General features: G+C 65.8%; 12 protein-coding genes and 1 tRNA gene. 7 read left to right on the top strand and 6 right to left on the bottom strand.

Features of this window, described 5'->3' with window-relative positions; genetic code table 11:
- Positions 1 to 18 precede the first annotated feature (18 nt).
- Positions 19 to 1044, top strand: coding sequence for a hypothetical protein (locus tag KT882_RS05235; protein WP_228894743.1), 1026 nt, complete (start codon positions 19 to 21; stop codon positions 1042 to 1044).
- Here the strand turns inward: KT882_RS05235 and KT882_RS05240 are convergent.
- Positions 1041 to 1649, bottom strand: coding sequence for a cysteine hydrolase family protein (locus KT882_RS05240; protein WP_228894744.1), 609 nt, complete (start codon positions 1647 to 1649; stop codon positions 1041 to 1043). The two genes, KT882_RS05235 and KT882_RS05240, sit on opposite strands and share 4 nt — an antisense overlap.
- A 106-nt stretch (positions 1650 to 1755) precedes the next feature.
- On the opposite strand from KT882_RS05240, the gene KT882_RS05245 reads away from it, so the two are divergent.
- A complete protein-coding gene (locus KT882_RS05245; protein ID WP_161075179.1) occupies positions 1756 to 2721 on the top strand; it encodes a GlxA family transcriptional regulator in 966 nt (321 codons plus the stop codon).
- Positions 2722 to 2822: 101 nt separating this feature from the next.
- On the opposite strand, the gene KT882_RS05250 is transcribed toward KT882_RS05245, so the two are convergent.
- Positions 2823 to 4403, bottom strand: coding sequence for an isocitrate lyase (locus tag KT882_RS05250; protein ID WP_161075178.1), 1581 nt, complete (start codon positions 4401 to 4403; stop codon positions 2823 to 2825).
- Between the two features lie 294 nt (positions 4404 to 4697).
- On the opposite strand from KT882_RS05250, the gene KT882_RS05255 reads away from it, so the two are divergent.
- Positions 4698 to 5630, top strand: coding sequence for a LysR family transcriptional regulator (locus KT882_RS05255; RefSeq protein WP_161075177.1), 933 nt, complete (start codon positions 4698 to 4700; stop codon positions 5628 to 5630).
- 2 nt (positions 5631 to 5632) lie between these two features.
- Here the strand turns inward: KT882_RS05255 and KT882_RS05260 are convergent, their stop codons facing one another.
- Positions 5633 to 6484 carry an alpha/beta fold hydrolase gene (locus KT882_RS05260; protein WP_161075176.1) on the bottom strand — a complete coding sequence of 284 codons (852 nt, stop codon included), beginning with the start codon at positions 6482 to 6484 and terminating at the stop codon, positions 5633 to 5635.
- 197 nt (positions 6485 to 6681) lie between these two features.
- On the opposite strand from KT882_RS05260, the gene KT882_RS05265 reads away from it, so the two are divergent.
- On the top strand, positions 6682 to 8706 hold the full coding sequence (locus tag KT882_RS05265) for a M13 family metallopeptidase (RefSeq protein WP_228894745.1): 2025 nt from the start codon (positions 6682 to 6684) through the stop codon (positions 8704 to 8706).
- 33 nt (positions 8707 to 8739) lie between these two features.
- Here the strand turns inward: KT882_RS05265 and KT882_RS05270 are convergent, their stop codons facing one another.
- Together KT882_RS05270 and KT882_RS05275 are read right to left on the bottom strand one after the other, a co-directional pair.
- Positions 8740 to 9507, bottom strand: coding sequence for a substrate-binding periplasmic protein (locus KT882_RS05270; protein WP_228894746.1), 768 nt, complete (start codon positions 9505 to 9507; stop codon positions 8740 to 8742).
- Between the two features lie 187 nt (positions 9508 to 9694).
- A tRNA-Phe gene (locus tag KT882_RS05275) sits at positions 9695 to 9770 on the bottom strand.
- Between the two features lie 129 nt (positions 9771 to 9899).
- On the opposite strand from KT882_RS05275, the gene KT882_RS05280 reads away from it, so the two are divergent.
- Positions 9900 to 10709, top strand: coding sequence for a substrate-binding periplasmic protein (locus tag KT882_RS05280; protein WP_228894748.1), 810 nt, complete (start codon positions 9900 to 9902; stop codon positions 10707 to 10709).
- A 199-nt stretch (positions 10710 to 10908) separates the two neighbouring features.
- On the opposite strand, the gene KT882_RS05285 is transcribed toward KT882_RS05280, so the two are convergent.
- Positions 10909 to 11940, bottom strand: coding sequence for a hypothetical protein (locus KT882_RS05285; protein ID WP_228894750.1), 1032 nt, complete (start codon positions 11938 to 11940; stop codon positions 10909 to 10911).
- Between the two features lie 103 nt (positions 11941 to 12043).
- On the opposite strand from KT882_RS05285, the gene KT882_RS05290 reads away from it, so the two are divergent.
- Together KT882_RS05290 and KT882_RS05295 are read left to right on the top strand one after the other, a co-directional pair.
- The gene (locus KT882_RS05290) at positions 12044 to 13486 is read left to right on the top strand and encodes a cytochrome P450 (RefSeq protein WP_228894752.1); all 1443 of its coding nucleotides are present in this window, start codon (positions 12044 to 12046) and stop codon (positions 13484 to 13486) included.
- 146 nt (positions 13487 to 13632) lie between these two features.
- Positions 13633 to 14529 carry a CsgG/HfaB family protein gene (locus KT882_RS05295; RefSeq protein WP_161074173.1) on the top strand — a complete coding sequence of 299 codons (897 nt, stop codon included), beginning with the start codon at positions 13633 to 13635 and terminating at the stop codon, positions 14527 to 14529.
- The last annotated feature ends 7 nt before the right edge of the window (positions 14530 to 14536 follow it).

The raw sequence follows: 14536 nt of genomic DNA on the forward strand, positions 1-14536 counted from the left end.
TCTTCTGGGGCAGCGAATATGCAGCAACACAGTGACCTTGCAGCCAGCCTGGTGCGCTTGCCGGATGCCGATTTCTACCACCTGGACGACGCCAGGCTGGGCGCGCTGCAGGAGCAGATGATCACCATGGGCCGTTACGAAGGCATGGTGATCGGCATGCCTGCGGTGGCGGACACCGCGCGGGGGGAAACGCTGCCGCTGCTGTGGGCGGTCCGCGCCACCAATTTGCGCAACTGGCGCGTGGTGGGCAAGCGCAACAGCGCACTGGTGGTGAGCGACCTGCTGACCGGCAAGGTCAGCGTGCAGGATGCGTATTTCGGCCCCAAGAAACAGAACTTGCGCGGCATGCCCATGTCGGCCGAAGGCGATCCCGCAGCACGGCCCGCGCCGCGCGGCGCCACCGTCAGCACCCGCGTGCTGGATGTGCGCGGCATCGTCAATTTGCCATGGCAGCCGGGACGCTATGCGGTGACCATGCTGATGCACGACTGGAAGTCCAATACCGCCACCGTCCAGCTGCTGCGCGGTGGCGCAAGCGTGGGCGACGCCGCGCTGCGGGCCTTGCGCTGGCCGGACAGCGAGGCGGCCGGCCTGGCGAATAAACCGGCGCCGCCGGCCGAATGGCAGGCGAAAGCGGATGCGCTGGCCGGTCCGGGCATGGTGCTGGAACTGGTCCCGGCGGACGGCGCCGGCGCGCCGCGTTCGCTGCTGCGCGGCGCGGCCAGAGTGGCGCTGGCGCCGGGCAATCTCGCGGCGGACGGCAAAGGGCCGGTGCAGGCGGTGTTGCGCATCACCCTGCTGGTGGCCAGCATCGACCAGGCCAAGCCGCGCAAGACCGAGCTGCTGGTGCCGGTGCTGGGCCGCGCGGCGCTGAAGGCGGGCGACGTGGTGCCAGTCGCGTTCGAGGCGCAGCTGGAAGCGGCGCTGCGCGAGACGCTGCCGCCGGCCACTTACCAGGTCTATGCGGTGGCCAACGACGTGGTGGCGGGGCCGCTCGAGCTGGCCATTGCGCCGTCCGCGCGGCCGGCGCAGGCGTCGCCTTAAGCCAGCGGCAGCTCCAGCACCTGGTTCGTGCTCATGACGGCACCGAAGGCGTCCGCGATGGCGGCCAGCGCCGCGCGGTGCAGGGCCGCATGCGGCAGCTCGCCGCCCGGCGTGTCCAGGCTGCGCGTGGCGCAGGCGTCCTCCGGCACGATCACGCCATAGCCCAGCGGCACCGCGTCGCGCGCCGCGCCGGTCACGCACATATGGGTCATCAGGCCCGTCACGATCAGCGTTTTCACGCCGGCCGCTTTCAGGCGCTGGTCCAGGTCCGTGCCCTGGAAGGCGCTGACCTGCGACTTCTGCACCACCGCGTGATTGGCGCCGGGCTGCAGCTCGCTGTGGAAGCGCACCGTGTCGCCGTCCTGCGCAAAGATGGGGCTGCCCGCCGGGGTGACGTGCTGGATATGGAAGACCGGCATGCCGGCCCGGTCCGCATGCGCAATCAGGCGTTGCGTGTTGCGCAGCGCGCTCATGCCGTCCGGTATCAGCATCTTGCCGCTGAAGTACTCGTTCTGGAAGTCGATCACCAGCAGGGCCGTGCTGGCTGCGGCGATGGACTGCGGGGCGCTGGCGCCGGACAGGGTGCGGATGGTGGGATGGTTCATGGTGTTCTCCTGTTTGGTTGATGTGGACTGGCGACAGGAAGCAGTATCCGGCCGGCGCGCCGCCCGCGAAAGCGGCCCGCAGGACAACATGTGATAGGATCGGGCCATGTCTCATGTCCAGCCTCATACCGTCGCCATACTCGCCTTCGAGGGCATCAGCCCCTTCCATTTGTCCGTGCCCTGCATGGTGTTCGGCGACGACCTGGCGCGCCTGGGCGTGCCGCGCTACGAGCTGCTGGTGTGCGCCGAGCAGGCCGGGCTGGTTGCCACCATGTCCGGCTTCAGCATCGCCGTGCCGCACGGACTGGACGCGCTGGAGCGGGCGGACACCGTCATCGTGCCCGCCTGGGGCGACCCCGAACAAGCGCCGTCGCCCGCCTTGCTGCAAGCCTTGCGCGCCGCGCACGCGCGGGGCGCGCGGGTGGTGGGCCTGTGCCTGGGCGCCTTCGTGCTGGCCGAAGCCGGCCTGCTGGACGGCCGCAGCGCCTCCACGCACTGGGTCTGGAGCGAGGACTTTGCGCGCAAATACCCCAAGGTCAGGCTGGACCAGAAAGTGCTGTACGTGGACGAGGGCGACATCCTCACCTCGGCCGGCACCGCCGCCGCCATCGACTGCTGTTTGCACCTGCTGCGCAGCGACCACGGCGCGGAAGTGGCCAACCGCGTGGCGCGGCGCATGGTGGTGGCGCCGCACCGCGACGGCGGCCAGGCCCAGTACATCGAACAGCCGCTGCCCAAGGGCGGCAGCGGCGACCCGCTGGACGCGGTGCTGGCCTGGGCGCAGGCCCACCTGGACCAGCCGCTCTGCCTGGACAAGCTGGCCGAGCGCGCCGCCATGAGCCGGCGCAACTTCACGCGCCGCTTCAAGGCCCGCACCGGCGCCACGGTGGCGCAATGGCTGCTGAACCACCGCTTGGCCGCCGCCCAGCGCCTGCTGGAGACCGGCGAGCTGGCCATGGACCGCGTGGCCGAGCTGGCGGGCTTCGGTTCCACCGTGTCGCTGCGCCAGCAGTTCAGCGCCGCGTTCTCGCTCTCGCCCGCCGCCTACCGCAAACAGTTCCGCCCCAAATAATGGACGCCCCAAAAAACAAGCCCCCGCGCTGGATACAGCGCGGGGGCTTGCGACCGGTTGCCTTGTGGGCGAGGGTAAAACGGCTTACTGCTTAAAACTGCTTAGAACTGGTTCATGGTGTTGTCTTTGCCGGCGGCTTTCAGGGCCGCTTCGCCGCTGAAGTAGTCCTTATGGTCGTCGCCGATGTCCGAGCCGGACATGTTCTGGTGCTTGACGCAGGCGATGCCCTGGCGGATTTCCTTGCGCTGCACGCCGGCCACGTAGCCCAGCATGCCTTGCTCGCCGAAGTATTCCTTGGCCAGGTTGTCGGTCGACAGCGCGGCGGTGTGGTAGGTCGGCAGCGTGATCAGGTGGTGGAAGATGCCCGCTTCGCGCGCCGCGTCGGCCTGGAAGGTGCGGATCTTCTCGTCGGCCGTGATGGCCAGTTCGGTCTGGTCGTATTCCACGCTCATCAGCTTGCTGCGCTCGTAGGAGGACACGTCCTTGCCGGCTTCCTTCATCGCGTCGTACACCTGCTGGCGGAAGTTCAGGGTCCAGTTGAACGACGGGCTGTTGTTGTACACCAGCTTGGCGTTCGGGATGACCTTGCGGATTTCGCTGACCATGCCGCCGATCTGGGCGATGTGCGGTTTTTCGGTTTCGATCCACAGCAGGTCGGCGCCGTTCTGCAGGGCGGTCACGCAGTCGAGCACGCAGCGCGCTTCGCCGGTGCCGGCGCGGAACTGGAACAGATTGCTCGGCAGGCGCTTCGGACGCAGCAGCTGGTTGCCGCGCTTGATGACCACGTCGCCATTGCCCAGCGCGTCGGCCGACACTTCGTCGCAGTCGAGGAAGGCGTTGTACTGGTCGCCCAGGTCGCCCGGCTTGGCGGTCACGGCGATCTGCTTGGTCAGGCCGGCGCCCAGCGAGTCGGTGCGGGCCACGATGATGCCGTCGTCCACGCCCAGTTCCAGGAAGGCGTAGCGGATGGCGCGGATCTTGGCCAGGAAGTCCTCGTGCGGCACGGTGACCTTGCCGTCCTGGTGGCCGCACTGCTTCTCGTCCGACACCTGGTTCTCGATCTGGATGCAGCAGGCGCCCGCTTCGATGAACTGCTTGGCCAGCAGGTAGGTCGCCTCGGCGTTGCCGAAGCCGGCGTCGATGTCGGCGATGATAGGCACGACGTGGGTGATGTGGTTGTCGATCTTGGCCTGGATGGCGGCCTTGGCGGCGCCGTCGGCGGCGTCCAGCTCGCGGAACAGGCCGCCCAGTTCACGGGCGTCGGCCTGGCGCAGGAAGGTGTACAGCTCTTTGATCAGCGCCGAGACGGCGGTTTTTTCGTGCATGGACTGGTCCGGCAGCGGGCCGAACTCCGAGCGCAGCGCGGCGACCATCCAGCCGGACAGGTAGAGGTAGCGGCGGTCGGTGCTGTTGAAGTGCTTCTTGATGGAGATCATCTTCTGCTGGCCGATAAAACCGTGCCAGCAGCCCAGCGATTGCGTGTACTTGGACGGGTCCTGGTCATAGGCGGCCATGTCGGCGCGCATGATCTTGGCGGTGTACTTGGCGATGTCCAGGCCGGTCTTGAACTTGTTCTGGGCGCGCATGCGGGCGGCCGATTCCGGGTTGATCGCATTCCAGGCGCTGCCTTGCTGTTCTTTCAGGGCGCCGATGGCGTTGATGTCGTCTTGGTACTGGGACATGAGAATCTCCTAGGTGGTAAGGCAAGTAGTAGGGCAAATAAATAATGCAAAAAAGTGAAACCGCATGCATTAATAGTAGGCCTTTTTATTGCGGCGCAACAGGGTCTTATATAAGACATATAAGTAAAATTAATTCCTTATTTTTCAATTACTTATTTGCAGTATTTTGCTATGCGAAATAAATTTTCAAAAAATGGAATACGCCGTGCTGCGTTTTTTTGCGCAGGATCCCATGATGTGGAATGCCTTTTCGGCTCATGAATAAACAGCATACCGCTGGGGTAAAATGATTGCATGATCGACATCAATGAACCGGATTTCCGCCGCCTGGACCTGAATCTGCTGCTGGTGTTCACCGCTTTGTTGCGTGAACGCAGCGTTACCAGGGCGGCGCAGCGGCTTTATTTGGGCCAGCCTGCCGTCAGCGCGGCGCTGTCGCGGCTGCGCGCCTTCACCGGCGACGAGCTGTTCGTACGCACGCCGTCCGGCATGGCGCCCACCGCGCGCGCGCTGGCGCTGGCGGAGGCGGTCAAGCCGGCGCTGGAGAGCCTGAGCCTGGCCCTGTTCGCGCCGGCCGGCTTCGATCCTGCCAGCAGCACGCGCTGCTTCACGCTGGGTATGTTCGATATCGGGGAGGTGACGCTGGCGCCGGCCCTGCTGGCGCGCATGGAGCAGGCGGGGCAGGGCATGCGGCTGGCGCTCAAGCCGGCCGACCGCAACAACAGCGCCCAGCTGCTGGAGAGCGGCGCGATCGACCTGGCGCTGGCGGATTTTGCGGCGGTGCCGAGCTGGCTGCGCAGCGTGCCTTTATATAGCGAGCAGTTCGCCTGCATCTTCGATCCGCGCCTGGTGCCGGCGGCGCTGCCGATTTCGCTGGAGGACTACCTGGCCTATCCGCACCTGCTGACATCCTTCAGCGGCGGCTTTTCCGGTTTTGTGGACGAGGTGCTGGCGAAGCAGGGACGGTCGCGGCGCGTGGTGATGGCCACGTCGCGCTTCACCACGCTGCCCTTTGTACTGGGGGCTTTCCCTTCGCTGGCCACCTTGCCGCTGCGGGCGGCGCGGGTGTATGCGGCGCGGCTGCAGCTGGCCATCAGCCCGCTGCCGTTTGCCTTGCCGGACGTGGACCTGTCGCTGGCCTGGCATGCGCGCCACGAGAACGACGCCGGCCACGCCTGGTTCCGCGAGCTGGTGGCCAGCGTGATCACCGGCTCGCAGGAACGCTGACCTTATTTGGCGGCCAGGCGCAGGAAGTCCTTGATGTACTGCGCCGACAGCTCAGGGTACTGGTGCTGCGGTCCGTGGCCCGATTCGGCCAGCATGATGAACTGGGCGCGCGGGATCTGCCCCAGCAGCGGATACCAGTTGGCGGACGGCGTGCTGATGTCGTTGCTGCCGCCCAGTATCAGCATCGGCGTAGTGCTTTGCGCGAGCCGAGCGCGGCGGCCCTTGGCGTCCGCGTGGGCGGTGCGGGCCGCGCCCAGGAAGGCCATGAACTCGTCCATCGTGGCGGGAATCTTCTCCGTCACGCCGCCGCGCGCATGGATGCGCTCGTGGGACGCTTTCGCCGCCGCCATGCTGCGCGCAGATTTTGGTTCGAAGAACAGCACTTCCTCGTCCGCCAGGTCGTTCACTGGCTTCAAGGCGCGGTCCAGGAAGGCCTGCTGGATGGGCAGCGCGTTCTCGCCGACCGGGTTGGCGCCGATGATGACGGCGTGCGTCACGAGTTCCGGATGCTCCACCACCATGGTCTGCGCCACAAAGCCGCCCCAGCTCCAGCCGCCCATGGCGAACTTGTCCAGGCCCAGCTGGGCGGCCAGGGCTGCCACGATGTTGGCCACGTCGCTCATGTCGGCCGGCAGCTTGCCGCTGGAATAGCCCACGCCGGGGTAGTCGAAGGTGATGACCGTGTGTGCGGCGGCCAGGCCATCGAGGAACAGCGGGTCCCAGGTGTCCAGCGTGCCGCGCATGCGGTTGGCCAGCACCAGCGGGCTGCCGCTGCCGATCTTGCGGTAGGCGATGCTGTCGCCGTTGATGGTGGCGAACTGGGTGGCGGCCTGGTCTGCGGCATAGGTGCTCATGGTATGTCCTTTCGGTTGGTTTGCTGCGGAAGGCGCAGCGCATGAGTACAAGATAGGCCTGCTGCGTGAATCATTCAAATTGATTGGTTGAATTTTGAATATCGACGCCATCAATGTTACGTGTTTGTATCTGCCGCCCCCGCGCCGCAGACGCTGGGGCATACTGCTCATCTGTTGAATTTTGATGGAGGCAGCACATGAAACGCACCACCTTGGCCGCACTGGTATGGGCACTGGCCAGTTCCCACGCGTACGCGGCAGCGCCGCTGGCAGGCATCGACACTGCGGCGGCTGACAAGGCTGTGAGGACGCAGGATGACTTCTACCGCGCGTCGCAAGGAAAATGGCTGAACGACGTGGCCATTCCCGCCGACCGCGCCACCTGGGGCGCCTTCAACGAGGCGCAGGAAAAGGTCGAAGGGCAGGTGCGCTCCATCATAGAAAAAGCGGAGCAGGACAAGGCCCGCAAGAACGGTTCGGACGAGCAGAAGATAGGCGACTACTACGCCAGCTTCATGAACGAAGCCCTGCGCAACGCCCAGGGCCTGAAGCCGCTGCAAGGCGAGCTGGCCAAGGTGGCCGCGCTGTCCAGCAAGGAAGGCATTGCCGCGCTGGCCGCGCACTTCAACCGCATCGACGCCACCGCCCCCATCGACATGGGCGTGCGCCAGGACGCCAAGGATTCCACCCGCTACGTGCTCGGTATTTCGCAGTCCGGCCTGGGCCTGCCCAACCGCGACTACTTCCTGTCCGATAAGGATGCGCGCCTGAGCGACATCCGCAGCAAATACCAGCAGCACGTGCAGAAGCTGCTGGCGCTGGCCGGCCACGCCGACGCGGCGGCCGAAGCGGAGCAGATCATTGCGCTGGAAACCGGCATCGCCGGCGCGCACTGGACCGCCGTGGAGCGCCGCGATCCGGTCAAGGGCTACAACAAGCTGACGCTGGCCCAGCTCAAGGCGCTGATGCCCAATTTCGACTGGGCCGCCTACATGCAGGGCGCCGGCGTGGCCGGCAAGGCGGACAGCGTCATCGTCGGCCAGCCGAGCTACCTGGAAGGGCTGGACAAGCTGATCGCCGCCACCCCGCTGCCGGTATGGAAAGCCTACTTCACCTTCCACCTGCTGAGCGCCTACGCGCCTTACCTGTCGCAGGAATTCGCCGCCGAGAGCTTTGCCTTCCGGGGCGCCATCCTGGCCGGCACCAAGGAGCAGCGCCCGCTGCAAAGCCGCGCCATTGCGGAAGTGAACCGCTCGCTGGGCGAAATGGTGGGCAAGGCCTACGTCAAGGAATACTTCCCGCCCGAGCGCAAGAAGCAGGTTGAAGACATGGCGCAGAACTTCATCGCCGCCTTCCGCGAAGGGATCGAGTCGCTGGAGTGGATGAGCAAGGAAACCAAGCAGCAGGCGCAGATCAAGCTGTCCAAGATCAGCGTGAAGGTCGGCTACCCCGACCAGTGGCGCGACTACGGCAGCCTGGCCATCAAGCGCGACGACCTGGTGGGCAACGTCATGCGCGCGCGCGTCTTCGCCAACGAGATCAATATGAACCGCCTCGGCAAGCCGGTGGACCGCAAGGTCTGGGGCATGACGCCGCAGACCGTGAACGCCTACTACAACGCCTCGCTGAACGAAGTGGTGTTCCCGGCCGCGCGCCTGCAGTTCCCGCTGTATGACCCGAACGCCGAACCGGCGGTCAACTACGGCGCGGTGGGCATCTCCATCGGCCACGAAATCAGCCACGCCTTTGACGACAAGGGCTCGCAGTTCGACGGCGACGGCAACCTGCGCAACTGGTGGACCAAGGAAGACGGCGAGAAGTTCGCCGCGCGCGGCAAGATGCTGGTGGCGCAGTACGGCGCCTACAGCCCGGTTCCCGGCTACCACCTGAACGGCGAACTGACGCTGGGCGAAAACATCGCCGACAACGCCGGCCTGGTCATGGCCACGCGCGCCTACCGCATCTACATGAAGGGCCAGCCCGGTCCGGTAATCGACGGCTATACGGCGGAGCAGCGCCTGTTCATGGGCATGGCCCAGGCCCGCCGCGGCAAGTCGCGCGAAGCCAACGCCATCGCGCAGGTCAAGTCCGACCCGCACTCGCCGCCGGAATTCCGCGTGAACGGCAGCGTGAAGAACCACCCGGACTTCTACCGCGTGTTCGACGTGAAGGAAGGCGACAAGATGTATTTGCCGCCCGAGCAGCGCGTCATCTTCTGGTAGGCGCTTGCCGGCGGATGGGGACGCGGCAGACGGTCATTGGCTGCGCGGCAAGAGCCGCGCGGATGTCGGCTGTGGCGGACTCAGTGCGGCATTGAAACGCTTAAGCACGTCGTCGCTGACCGATTTGCTGCACATCAGGTGGCGCTGAAATCCCGGAGGCATGTCGGGCAGATCAACCACTTGCAGCTGGCCCGCCTCGACCCGTCCGTTACGGACGTAATACTGGAAGCCGTCCCTGGGCACAAAGGTCAGGTCGGCGCGCCCTGCGGCGATCATTTTTAACAGTTGTCCCATGTTGCCGGTGCTTATCTGGCGCTTCGCGCGCATGGTGGCCATTTTTTGTTCCAGGTAGTCTCCATAAAAGAAACTCTGCTTGACCAGCACGTTGATGCGGCTATTTGCCAGCAAGGCTTGCAGCGTGGCCGCGGCCGGACTCCGCCAGTTGGCCGGCGCCACCACTACCCAAGGGGCGTCCTGGCGGACCATGTCGCTGAATTTGGCATAGCTTGCGCGCTCCGGATTCTTGATCCAGCCCACCGAGCAGACCGGTCCTGCGTTTTGCTTGAGTACTGCCAATTGCCGAGATGCGGGCACGATCTCCATCACCACTGCTATGCCGGCTTTTCGAAAAGCCGCCAACGTAAGGTCGACCACGGTGCCGCTGATGGCGCCATCCGGCGAGACCACCATGTAGGGAGGGAGTTCCACGATCTGGAGCTGAAGCGGCTCGGCCTGGCTCCAGGCGAGCGCCGGGAGCAGCAGCAAGGCCTGTGTCAGCCACAAGGAGGACGCGCGTTTCATGGGGGCAGGGTTCCTATTTCCGCAAGGCTATTGTGGAATATTACGGAATTTTTGCCAGAGTGAATGCGCTTGTGGCGACAGTCGCCGTTCTTCTGGCGACATCGGCGATGCTGCCAAAAATAGACGGGCCGGAGGTTTTTGGGCCAGTAATAAAAACGCCACCCGAAGGTGGCGTTCTTTGAATTCTTGGTGGCCCGGGGCGGAATCGAACCACCGACACAAGGATTTTCAATCCTCTGCTCTACCAACTGAGCTACCAGGCCAAGAGCCCGCAATTATACAAACCCAAAACGGTTTTGCCAAGCCCCTTGTTGTGATGATATTTTGATATCTGAAAAAGCCATTCTTGCCCACCGCAGCGACGGCGGGAAGACGTAGGTAGAATGGGACACATGCTTAAATCCCTGCCCATAGTCACCCTGCTGGCCGCAGCGCTGCTGCCTCAGCCAGCTGTGGCAGGCTGTTCGCGCATCATCAAAGTGCCGGCTGCCCCCACGGGGCAGAGCGTGATCGTGCAGGGCGGTAAAGTCTCCGGCGTGATTCCGGACACGCTGCGCGAGCTGGGCGCCAAGGCCGGCTGCACCTTCGAGTTTCCCGTCATGCCGCGCGCCCGCATGGCTTTCCAGTTCCTGGAGTCCGGCCAGGCCGACGTGATGGTGCCCGCTTCGCGCAGCGCCGAACGCGACCTGCGCGCCACCTTTGTGCCGATGATGAAGTGGAAAGTGGAGCTGATCACGCTGAAGGCGCGCAAGATCAAGGCGCGCAGCGTGCCGGCGCTGCTGGCGCAGAAAAAGCTGCGCGGCGTGGCGGTGCGCTCCTATGTCTTCGGCGACGAGTACAACGCGCTGCTGCGCCAGCTCGAGCTGGAGCGCCGCATCGACTACGCCGACGACCTGGCCGCCGTGGGCCGCCTGCTCAAGGCCGGCCGTGTGGACTTCAGCGTGATGGCGCCGTCCATCTTCATGTCCACCCTGAGCGAGGATCCGGCCGCGCGCGAGCTGCTGCCGCAGCTGCACTACCAGCCCATGGACGGCTTGCCGATGACGGAGAGCGGCGCTTACGTGTCGCGGCGCTCGCTGCCCGCCGCCGACCAGCAGGCCCTGCGCGACCTGCTGGCCGACTCGGCCAAGGGCACGCTGTGGCGCTACTTCCAGCAGTACTACCCGCCCGACATGCTCAGGTTCGCGGTGGTGCCGCACTGACAATGGCTGTGGCGGAGCTTGGCGGGTTACGCTGCGCTAACCCGCCCTACGGTGTCCAATCCGCCGCCACCGTTATCGGACCACGGCATGGTGTCCCATCCGCCGCCGTCATTGGGCCGCGCCACGGTGTTCCGATTGGGTGGGCGTTATTGAGTAGGGCGGGTTAGCACGCAGTGCGTAACCCGCCGCACCGCAGCGGCTACGGTTCGCGGCGCCGGTATTTGAGTGTTGCGCCGGCGCCGTCGAACAGCAGCACCAGTTCCGCCAATTGCGGCCTGCCGTCGTTCCCCTTCGGCAAGCTCGCGGCGGGCGGATACTGGTACTGCCACACTTCGTAGCCGCTGTTGAAGCGCAGCGCGGCTGCTGGCTCCCCCAGCGCCGCGCGCGCCGCTTCTTTGCTGGCCACGCCGGGCGGCATCGCCGCATCCGGCTCCCCATCCATGTAATCGAAACTGAGCAGCGTGCCGTCCGGCCAGCTGCGGTCCCATATCGGCGCGTAGTAGCTGCGGTCGAGCAGCACCTGGCAGTCGCAGTAGGGCAGCGTGGCCTCGGTTTGCGTGCCGCCCGCGTACAAGGCGCGGAAGGGCAGCGCCGTCGTGCGGCCGCCCGCATGCAGCGTGACGCCGAACAGCGGCCTGGCGGCAAACTGCAGGTAGTTGCCGTCCGGCGCGGCGCACACCTTGTCCGCGTCGGCCAGCATGTCGGCCAGCCACGCGAACATGGCCGAGTTGTTCGACACCAGCCCCGACTCGATCCCCACCAGGCACTCCAGCCGCAGGTCGCCCAGCCGCCGCATGCCTTCGGGCACGCCGGCGCTGCGCACCAGGGCGCGCCAGGTCATGCTGCTGGTCCTGCGGTTGGCCAGCAGTGCGGCGTCCTCGCGCCAGGCTTGCGCGTTGCGTTCCAGGGTGAAGCTGTGGTCCGGCGCCAGGGGAACCGGCAGCGCGATGCTGTCGCCCACCACTTTCAGGGTGACGCCGTCGAGCTTCACGCCGGGCAGGCGCGGCAGCAGCTGGAAACGCAGCGAGGACTGCGGCGCCAGCGCGCGCGCCTGTTCATAGCGGTCCATGCCGCGCAACATCTTGCGGTAGGATTTGTCGACCGGCTCGCGGGTGCCGGAGACGCTTACTGTGGGCATGGGTGTGTCCGCCCCCGGCGCCTGCGCCAAGGCCAGCGCCGAGATCAGCGCCAGCGCGCCAGCCAGCGGCTTGCGGATGCGTTGCGTGTCCATCCCGCCATGGTACGCCGCTGCGCGGCAAGGCCACGCACCGCAGCGGTGCGCTATCCGCTATGATGTTGTTGTCTTGGCAAAATCATCAGCAAAGGAAGCTTGCATGTCCACTACCGTCACCCTGTCCCATGAAGGCCAGCCGCTGCGCAGCGTGTCATCCCTGCACGGTCCGCGCCCCTGGCCGCTGGTGGGCAATCTGCTGCAAGTGAGGGCGCTGAGCGTGCACCGCGACATCGAGCGCCTGTGCCAGCGCTACGGCACATTCTTCCCGCTGTATTTCGGCCGCACCGAGGTGCTGGTGGTGGCCGACCATGAAGCCGTGGCCGCCATCCTGCGCGAGCGCCCGGACGGCTTCCGCCGCCCCAGCGTGACGGCCAATGTGTCCGAGGAAATGGGCGGCTTGCCCGGCCTGTTCATGGCCGAGGGCAGCGAGTGGCGCAACCAGCGCCGCATGGTGATGCAGGGCTTTGCGCCGCACGCCATCAAGGCCTATTTCCCTTCGCTGGCCAAGGTGGCGCTGCGCCTGCGCAAGCGCTGGGACGGCGCGGCGCAGGCCGGGCGCGATATCGACCTGGCGGCGGACCTGAAGCGCTACACGGTGGACATCATCGCCGGCCTGGCCTTCGGCACCGACGTCAACACCATAGACGGCGGCGAGGACACCATACAGCGCCACCTGGACGACATCCTGCCCGCCATCGCGCGCCGCAGCATGGCGCTGTGGCCCTACTGGCGCTACTTCAAGCTGCCGCAGGACCGCCGCCTGGAGCGCTCGGTGGCCGCGCTGGCCAGCGCGGTGGACGTGCTGGTGGCCCAGGCCCGCGCGCGTCTGGCGGCCGACCCGTCGCGCGCGGCGCGCCCCGCCAATCTGCTGGAAGCCATGATCGCCGCCGCCGACCAGCCGGACAGCGGCGTGGACGACCGCGCCGTGGCCGGCAATGTCTCGACCATGCTGCTGGCGGGGGAAGACACCACGGCCAACACCATCGCCTGGTTGCTTTACCTGCTGCAGCGCCACCCGCAAGCCATGGAGAAGGCGCGCGCCGAAGTGCTGCTGCACGCGCCGGATGCATCCAGCTTCAGCATAGTCCAGATGGACGCGCTGGACTATCTGGACGCCTGCATCCAGGAAGCCATGCGCCTGAAGCCGGTGGCGCCCTTCCTGCCGGTGGAAGCGCTGCGCGATACGGCGGTGGCAGGGATAGAAGTGAAGGCGGGGGCGCTGGTGTGGTGCGTGCTGCGCCACCACACGGTGGAGGACAGCCATTTCCCGCGCGCCGCCGAATTCGACCCGCAGCGCTGGCTGCCGGACGCCGGCGGCGCCATCGCCGCCGACAAGAAAGTGGGCGCGCCTTTCGGCTCCGGCCCGCGCACCTGCCCGGGGCGCTATCTGGCGCTGCTGGAGATCAAGATCGCCATGGCGATGATACTGGCGCGCTACGACGTGCTGGCGGTGGACACGGCCGGCGGCGGGGAGGCCGGGGAGGTGATGGGCTTCGTCATGTCGCCCGAAAGCCTGACGCTGCGCCTGAAATTCCGTAGCTGAAAACTATTAAGCTCATCCATTCAATTGTTAAATTAAATTACCACTGTGACAATTGCATAGAATCTAGCTTGTTGTTTGAAATATACTCCCTGACGACTAAAATGAAGCGCATCTTTGCCCACGCAAACGACCAGGGGAGTCCTACCATGAACAGCAAAACCATCCAAAATCAAGGTAAATATTTCGCAGCAGCCATTGCCGCGCTGACGCTGGCCGGTTGCGCCGGCACCGAGCCCAAGCTGGGCGGCGGCGGCACGGTCGCCACCGGCGCGGCCGGCGGCGCCAACGCCGCCAACGCCAGCTCGCAGCTGGAAAAATGCGACAAGACGCTGGGCACGCTGGGCGTGGTCGAAGACCAGTCCGCGCCGTGGTACCACGCGCTGTCGCAGTACAAGCTGGGCTCCACCGTGCCGGTGCTGCGCATGATGATCCAGCAGTCCAACTGCTTCGTGGTGGTGGAGCGCGGCGCCGCGCTGAAGAACATGAATATGGAGCGCGACATTCAGCAAAGCGGCGAGATGCGCGCCGGCAGCAACTTCGGCAAGGGCCAGATGGTGGCGGCCGATTACACCATGAGCCCCACCATCAACTTCAGCCAGAAAGGCACGTCCGGCATGGGCGGCGCGCTGGGCGGCTTTGGCCTGATCGGCAGCGTGGCCGGCATGGTGGCGGGCGGCATCAAGGCCAACGAGGCCTCGACCACCCTGCTGATGATAGACAACCGCTCCGGCGTGCAGCTGGCGGCGGCCGAGGGCAGCGCCAAGAACTTCGACTTCAATGTATTCGGCGGCGTGTTCGCGGGCGGCTTTGCAGGCGCCGGTGGCTATTCCAATACGCCTGAGGGTAAAATCCTGATCGCCGCCTTCATGGACTCGTACAACCAGCTCGTGAAAGCGGTGCGCAATTACAAGGCGCAGGAAGTAGCGGGCGGCCTGGGCACCGGCGGCGCGCTGGGCGTGCAGGGCGGCAGCACCCCGGCTTCGCAGCCGGCTGCGGCGCCGGCGTCCAAGACTCCTGCAAAGAAGGACACCAAGAAAAAATAAAGGATAG

The organism is Pseudoduganella aquatica, from assembly GCF_020865585.1.
Lineage (GTDB): Bacteria > Pseudomonadota > Gammaproteobacteria > Burkholderiales > Burkholderiaceae_D > Rugamonas > Rugamonas aquatica_A.